Source organism: Mesorhizobium sp. M5C.F.Ca.IN.020.32.2.1 (genome assembly GCF_004023105.1).
Lineage (GTDB): Bacteria > Pseudomonadota > Alphaproteobacteria > Rhizobiales > Rhizobiaceae > Mesorhizobium > Mesorhizobium wenxiniae.
Window position 1 is genome coordinate 1 of the sequence record NZ_RZSX01001480.1, and the last position, 765, is coordinate 765.

Below are 765 nucleotides of genomic sequence, written 5' to 3' on the forward strand. Positions count from 1 at the left end.
GTTGCGGACCGTTGGCGGTGGCTGCCTGCTTCATCGCGATCCCCAATTTTCGGCCGCCTGTCGCAAGATGTCCCATGGCCGTCCCCTGGGACGTCCCCTCTTGGGGTGTCCTTAGGCGGCACACGTGGCGCGCACGGCTCTTGCAACGGCGCCTATCGAACACCACTGTGCGATTTTATGGTAAATGGAAGGTAAAGATGGGTCCGGTCGAACACACACTCTTTGCATTTATGGTTGGGCTGACGGCGTGCGGCCTGGCCGGATCGGCGATGGAGCTGATGTCAGGCCGCCGGCTTGCCTTCGTCGAGCCCTATGTGTCGCCGGCGCATGTGCTGCGCTCGCTCGCCGCGACGGCCTGCGCCGGACCCTTGATGTTCGCCAACGAAGCCCTCGACGCCTGGCGGCAAGGCCGCATTTCCGCTCGGGCGCTGATCTCCTGCGGTTGCACCGCGACCGTCTGGGCATTGGCGTTGGGCGTCGTGCTGATCGACATTGCATCCGTTGCGGGCATGCTCCTAGGTTCGGCTGACTTTTCATTGTGAGACGAATCGGGAGATCGAAATGCCGCTCTACGCGATCGACGCAAAAGCCCCCGTTTTCGAGGACGCGGACAGCAACTGGATCGCGCTCGACGCCACCCTGATCGGCGACGTACAGATCGGCCGCAATGCAGGCTTCTGGTTCGGCGTCGTCATTCGCGGCGACAACGAGCCGATCATCATCGGCGCCGATACCAATGTGCAGGAACACACGGTCATGCACACC

1 protein-coding gene and 1 pseudogene are annotated in these 765 nt (G+C 62.6%); both read left to right on the forward strand.

Annotation, left to right across the window (positions count from 1 at the left end):
* Positions 1-197 precede the first annotated feature (197 nt).
* Positions 198-542 carry a hypothetical protein gene (locus EOA86_RS36935; protein WP_128345855.1) on the forward strand — a complete coding sequence of 115 codons (345 nt, stop codon included), beginning with the start codon at positions 198-200 and terminating at the stop codon, positions 540-542.
* A gap of 19 nt (positions 543-561) precedes the next feature.
* Positions 562-765 (forward strand): annotated as a pseudogene (locus EOA86_RS36940) (gamma carbonic anhydrase family protein); the annotation flags it as partial.

Coding starts and splice junctions, on each gene's coding strand:
- EOA86_RS36935 (WP_128345855.1), top strand. CDS start 198: ATGGGTCCGGTCGAACACACACTCTTTGCATTTATGGTTGGGCTGACG.